Source organism: Microcystis sp. M53603_WE2 (assembly GCF_030065435.1).
This window is the reverse complement of sequence record NZ_JASJFF010000642.1, coordinates 1-5,354: the sequence shown is the minus strand read 5'-3', so window position 1 is coordinate 5,354 and position 5,354 is coordinate 1. Positions and strand designations below refer to the sequence as shown.

4 protein-coding genes and 1 pseudogene are annotated in these 5,354 nt (G+C 37.9%); all 5 read left to right on the top strand.

Annotated elements, in window-relative coordinates; all coding sequences use genetic code 11:
* The first annotated feature begins 192 nt into the window (after positions 1 to 192).
* The 5 genes and pseudogenes from PX481_RS13795 (at position 193) to PX481_RS13775 (ending at position 4,962) form a co-directional block, all read left to right on the top strand.
* The gene (locus PX481_RS13795; protein ID WP_002756689.1) at positions 193 to 405 is read left to right on the top strand and encodes an Hfq-related RNA-binding protein; all 213 of its coding nucleotides are present in this window, start codon (positions 193 to 195) and stop codon (positions 403 to 405) included.
* A gap of 360 nt (positions 406 to 765) precedes the next feature.
* Positions 766 to 1,014 (top strand): annotated as a pseudogene (locus tag PX481_RS13790) (glycosyltransferase); the annotation flags it as partial.
* A gap of 101 nt (positions 1,015 to 1,115) precedes the next feature.
* Positions 1,116 to 1,571, top strand: coding sequence for a GtrA family protein (locus PX481_RS13785; protein WP_288023738.1), 456 nt, complete (start codon positions 1,116 to 1,118; stop codon positions 1,569 to 1,571).
* 719 nt (positions 1,572 to 2,290) lie between these two features.
* Complete coding sequence (locus tag PX481_RS13780; protein WP_288023735.1) at positions 2,291 to 3,469, top strand: hypothetical protein; 1,179 nt, start codon at positions 2,291 to 2,293, stop codon at positions 3,467 to 3,469.
* A gap of 320 nt (positions 3,470 to 3,789) precedes the next feature.
* A complete protein-coding gene (locus PX481_RS13775; RefSeq protein ID WP_288094763.1) occupies positions 3,790 to 4,962 on the top strand; it encodes a glycosyltransferase family 2 protein in 1,173 nt (390 codons plus the stop codon).
* Positions 4,963 to 5,354 lie beyond the last annotated feature (392 nt).

Here is a 5,354-nt window from a genome sequence, read left to right as displayed (position 1 = left end):
GTAGAGCGACCATAAGACCAGAACAGAGTAAATCTGTTAAGGCAGGTGCGAAAAATCCTTCGGGAAAGAAGCAGAAACCTAAATCGTGAGGTTTGGGAATCACCGTCCGTTTACGGCGGTGAGGATGTCAAGGTCAATAAAAGCTACTCAACAGGAATAATAGAGGATGAACACCTCATCGATAAACTCATTATGTCTCAATTTGATCCTGGTCTGCCGAGTATCAAACAAGTACAGAGCTATATTCAAGAGAAACGGGAAGTAGAAATTAAGTTAAGCACCGATGATCTCCTCGTTGGTCGCATCCTTTGGCAAGATGTTAACTGTCTATACCTGGTCGATCACTACGATAAACCCACTTTAATTTGGCAACAGTCTCTAGTTTATTTAAGACCTAAAGCCTAGGGGGAAATTGGCGATATTTGGCTGTGGGATGCGTCCCGGACGCATCAAAAATTCAGCGCCAAGCAGATAGCTTTTGAGCAAATGTAACGTCAGTTGGGGTTAAGGAGATTTGGCCATGACTTCTAGCAAATAATCAGGTGGGATGGCGAGGATAGTATCAGAATTTCAGTTGCTCGAAAATTTGGGTCAAATTGCCAAATAAAGAAAGTCAGAGAGTCGGGTAGAGCGATCGCCATTCAACTTCAGATATAGATTGCCGCTCAGAGGAAAAAGAATAAGCAGATTGTCTGCTAACAATTTGGGACACTGCTGTACATAACCTGTTATACTCTTGGGCAAAACGACTCCACCGCCATTGTTATGCTGGAAAATCAGGTCATGGCAGATGCCGCCTCTAAGGAGCAGATACCTACTCTAGAATTATCCATCATCATGCCTTGTCTCAACGAGGCGGAAACCCTGGCCACCTGTATCGGCAAAGCACGAGATTATCTGGAACAACACAAAATTGCGGGAGAGGTGCTAATCGCCGATAATGGCAGTAGCGATGGTTCCCAAGAAATTGCCACTAATTCAGGGGCGCGGGTGGTTCCTATCCCAGAAAGGGGACTATGATCATAAGAGATTTGAATATGTGAGGACAGTTTATCTGTATTCGATATAGTAGTTACTATCGTCTAACCCAAGTTATTGCCAAAGTAATCTAAATTATGATTAATCTACTTCAAAAGAGTTTTTACAAATTTTGTTCTTTACTATCTAGTCAACAATTTCGACGATTTTTTATTTTTGGTTTAACCTGTAATATTATTTATACTTTTTCCATATATTTATTAACTGAAAAAATCAAATTTCATTACATTGCTTCGGTAGTGATTGCTCTAATTTATACAAGTTTTATTGGGTTTTGCCTAAATAAGTTTTATACTTTTAATACCAGTACAAAAACCTTTTTTCCAGAATTGATAAAGTACTATAATGTCATGTTTTCTGGCTTATTAATTAACGTGGCTTGGATGTTTATTTTGGTAGAAGTATTTAAACTATGGTACATGGCATCGGTAGTAATTGTGAGTGCAGGTTTAATGTTTTATAATTTTTTCTTGCACAAACACTGGAGTTTTCGTGGTTTAAATAAGCATAAAAAAGACCCTAAGAGCAGATAGTTTTCCTTGTTATTAGTAGGTCAATTTCGACGTTACTTAATTTAGTTAAGTGCAGTAAATATTATGGCAAAAAAACAATTATTGACGAGAATATTTTGCGAAGATATAAACAAATTATTCTTTGCTTGTGGGATTTTATCAATGATCATTATCAAGTTTTTTTTAATCAGAAACAGTGAAATTGTTGGTCAGACAAGAGATTCCTTGCTCTATACGTTAATGGCAGATCAGAATATTTGGTTTCCTACTAATAAAGCTAAGGCAATAATCGATTATATGCCAGGATATCCAATATTTATAATGTTTTCTAATTTTCTTAATTTTTCTCTAAGAATTAGTCATGAGATTTTTTACACTCTCTCTAATATTTTATTAGTTTTTAGTTTTAGATTACTAAAAATTCCTCGATATATCTGCTTAGTTATTTTTGCAATTTTAACTTTTCATATAACAACTTTTCTGTGGTTCAATACTATTTTAACTGAAACAATAGCCATTAGCTTATATCATATCCTTTTGGCTTTAACTGTCATAACTGTTATGTCAGAAAATTTAGCCAGGAAACTAATATGGCTCTTCGGTTTGTCTTATGCAACGGACAGGATTATAAGAGATGAAACCCTTATAGAGAAAGATATTTGGCGATTTTTGTCAATTATTTTTGATCTAGAGCGAACTAATGGATTAAATCTCTTGCCAGATAAGGATTTAGTCGATTTATGCCCCCCTATCGAACCATACCAAGTAACGAAGAGCCACTAATATTTTCCGTTCTTGGTGGATTGTGTTTAGGAATAATATTCATTACCCGTCCAGAGCAGATAGTGTTCTTCCTGAGTTACCTAGTTGTTTTTGTTATTCTTGTATTAAGAAATAGAATGAATATAGCAAGAGCTATTCGAGAAGCTTTGCCGATTTGTATTATTCCCATTGCTATAAGTTTATTAATTACTACAGTTTTTACTTTATTAAATGCTTTTTTTCTAGAATTACCAGCGTTATCCATTAGTAACTCATCGGCTTTCAAAGAAACTTTTTCCCAGATTCAGAGTATAGATGATGGTCAAAATATAGATGATTTTGAGTTTGTCAATATAAATCGCCAACAATTAAAAATGGCTTATCAAGTGAGTCCAACATTGAATCAAGTCAAACCTCTAATCGAAGAAGAATTAGCTAGGAGAATTACTAGACTCGGTGGAAAAGATACTACTAATATAGAAGTAGCAATTGATTGGGTGTACTGGTCAACAATAGAAGCAATTAGAAGAAGCAATTTAACAGAAGATAGGAGTATGTATCAAGTTTTTACTCAAATTAATTCTGAACTGCAAGAGGCATTTAACGATAAAAGAATTAACCAGAAAACTTTCTCTTTTGATGATATAGATATAGGATTTTGGCTAAACAAATTTCCTCATTCATTAACTGAAATGAGTGGATATTTATTTTTGCCACGAGTCAGTAGTAAGAAATTATTACAAAATACGGATGATCCTCGAGTAACCCCTGAAATGAGATCAATATTTAATCGAGTGGCACATCGTCGAACTTATCTAGTTAACCAACCAGATTTAAATAAAGACCTTATCTTCTATTTAAACCAGATCACTCCTTTAATTCAGATCATCAATATTCTTGGAATGATATCTTTTGTAATATTATTGGTCTATTACTTGGTTAAACCTGTTCACTCCCAACTTCTCAATCAATACACATTGATTATTTCTTTTGCCTTATCTATAATTTTACTCCGCTTATTTTTGTATATTGCAATTGATCTGGCATTTTTCCCTGCACCTTCACGTTATTTATTCCCCAGTAATCCATTGCTATCGGCACTGTCAATTCTAAACTTATATGTTACAACTAAACTTTTAAGTTCATTTCGATTTTAAGCTTGATATAGCTAAGGTTTATGGCTGTGAAACCAAGATAAACTTCAATTTTTAATTTTTCAGTATCATTTTCTCTGGGTTGCCAAATTTTTGCCCTAAGCTGTTCGTAATCTAAACCCCGTTGTTGGGATGCTGAAGGCCCTGTCTAGCTTAGATAGCTTCGGAAATCTGGATAATGAACAGCCCAATCATTATAGGTTATTGGGGACAAAGACAAGCCAATCAATTAAGGCGGCACTGTTGAGCAATCAAAAATTTGTTGTCACAAATGTCAATAATCCTGTTATACTCTTGAGCAAAACGACTCCACCGCGATTGTTATGCTGGAAAATCAGGTCATGGCAGATGCCGCCTCTAATGAGCAGATACCTACTTTAGAATTATCGATCATCATGCCCTGTCTCAACGAGGCGGAAACCCTGGCCACCTGTATCGGCAAAGCGCGAGATTATCTGGAACGACACAAAATTGCGGGAGAGGTGCTAATCGCCGATAATGGCAGTAGCGATGGTTCCCAAGAAATTGCCACTAATTCAGGGGCGCGGGTGGTTCCCATCCCGGAAAGGGGTTATGGTAGCGCCCTGCGGGGAGGTATCGCCGCCGCCAAAGGTCAATACATTATTATGGGGGATGCCGATGATAGCTATGACTTTACCAATCTCTCGCCTTTCCTAGAAAAATTGCGACAGGGTTATGATTTGGTGATGGGCAATCGTTTTCAGGGGGGAATTAAACCCGGGGCGATGCCAGTATTGCATAAGTATCTGGGCAATCCTGTCTTGACTTGGTTAGGACGGTTATTTTTTGGTAGTCCCTGTGGTGATTTTCACTGTGGATTGCGCGGGTTTAGTAAACAGGCGATCGAACAATTGAACCTACGCACCACTGGCATGGAATTCGCCAGCGAGATGGTGGTGAAAGCATCCCTCTACGGTCTGAAAATTACCGAAGTACCAACCACTTTATCCCCTGACGGTCGCAGTCGTCCCCCCCACCTAAAAACTTGGCGCGATGGCTGGCGACATCTCCGATTTCTCTTAATGTATAGTCCTCGCTGGTTGTTTCTCTACCCCGGACTGGCTTTAATGTTTCTGGGGTTTGTGGCGACGATTTGGTTTATTCCTCAACCGAGAGTTCACACCCTTCTCTATTCAGCCACAGCTTTGATTATTGGCTTTCAAATCGTCAGTTTTGCCATCTTCACAAAAGCTTTTGCTATCAGCGAGGGTTTATTACCGGAAGACCGCAAGTTAAGACGATTTTTGCGTTATATTAATCTGGAGGTGGGATTGAGCATTGGCGTAATTTTATTTTTGCTAGGTATGGGCGGTTCACTGTATGCTTTATATATTTGGAATGCTCGACTTTATGGGTCTTTAGATCCAGCCGTGACCATGCGGATTGTCATTCCTTCCGTAACCGCTCTAGCGTTGGGAGTACAGGTGGTTTTTTCCAGTTTCTTTTTAAGTGTTTTGGGATTGAAACGAAGATAAAAATAATTGTAACTGATTGTTATCGGCTTTATTGCTTCTAAACTTATATGTTACCCTTCAACTTTCGTATACTCAAAAATACCAAGAAATAGACAATCATCCTAGTTCTTATGGTATCCGTATTAAACAGGGTAAGCTCATCTAATTTAGCAGTTAAGTAGGTAGGCACAATTATTTGTAGGATGGGTTAGCGGTAGCGTAACCCATGCGGGCGTTGGGTTTCATGCTTCAACCCAACCTACGTTCATTTTATATTTAATTCCACCCACCTACTTAATCATATTCAAGCCAAAAAAGCTGACTACGTTGTCGCCCTTAAAGCTAATCATCCGACTCTTTATACTCAGGTCAAAAACTGGTTTGAGCAAGCTCAAGCACATCAATTTGATGGT